Below are 1,070 nucleotides of genomic sequence, written 5' to 3' on the forward strand. Positions count from 1 at the left end.
GGTAAATGGTATGAGATAGGACGGATGCCGCTGTTTTTTCAGCGTAACTGCATTGGTAATGTGACCGCAACTTATACCGGTCAGGCTGGTAGCTCAGACATCACTGTGCTCAATGAGTGTAGTGGAGAAAATAGCACCGTTATCAGCAGCGAAGGTCTCGCTATGCCAGTTGATGAAACGGGCAGTAAATTAAAGGTGACTTTTTTGCCGTCATGGATTCGCTGGTTGCCTGTCGGTCGCGGAGACTATTGGGTATTAGCACGCGATGACAACTATCAAACTGCCTTGGTAGGTACCCCTGATAAGAGCAATCTGTGGCTATTGGCTCGAACGCCCAATATCTCCCAGCAAACATACTCCAAGTATCGTCAGATTGCGCAGCAGCAAGGCTATGATTTAAAAGAATTCACCTTGACGCCGCAGAGCAATCAAACGGTAAATCTTGTTCCTTAACTCATTGTGCCTATGATAGTTTATAAAAGTAGGCACTTGCTTTATTTAAAACCAGCATTAAAAAGACAGCAACTTTAGTAGCTGTCTTTGCCACTTGTATATCGCAGTATAAAACCCAGTAGTTCGGTTATAACTGGCAAAATAAGGCGTTTTAGGCTAAAATCGTCTCATTCAAAAGACCCTAACCGTAATTTCTATATTAGCAGTCGTCATAGTTGCCGCATTTGTTTTATCTTCTTTTAAATATTATTTCTCAATTTACTGACCATAAGGATGTTTCTCGTGAGCCAAGCCGATACCTTACGCCAACTACATCAAGATCGCCTAAACCATTACAACCATCAAGAGCAACAAGCCATTGAGCTTATGGGCTTATTGAACAAGCTCTATAATGAGCAAGACGTGCAGATCACTTTGTTCGGGGAAACCTTAGACGCAAGTTCTGTCGGTAGTATATTGGCCTTGCATCAAAAAGCTGGCACTCGCGGCGCAGACTCAAAGCCTATCGATATCGCAGATACTTTGGCAATGGTCAAAGAAATTGCCGCAAACGATAGCGTTCAAACCGTACGCATTGATGTCGGTCAATTGATTACCAACAACAATGATGCTACCTC

The 1,070-nt window shown here is 43.2% G+C and carries 1 protein-coding gene and 1 pseudogene; both read left to right on the forward strand.

Features of this window, described 5'->3' with window-relative positions; translation table 11 throughout:
- Positions 1-453: lipocalin family protein (locus ACTXGO_RS14430; RefSeq protein WP_443575003.1), on the forward strand; the 453-nt coding region annotated here is incomplete at its 5' end.
- A gap of 273 nt (positions 454-726) precedes the next feature.
- Positions 727-1,070, forward strand: a pseudogene (locus ACTXGO_RS14435) (glyceraldehyde-3-phosphate dehydrogenase); the annotation flags it as partial.

This window comes from Psychrobacter sp. T6-1, assembly GCF_052258445.1.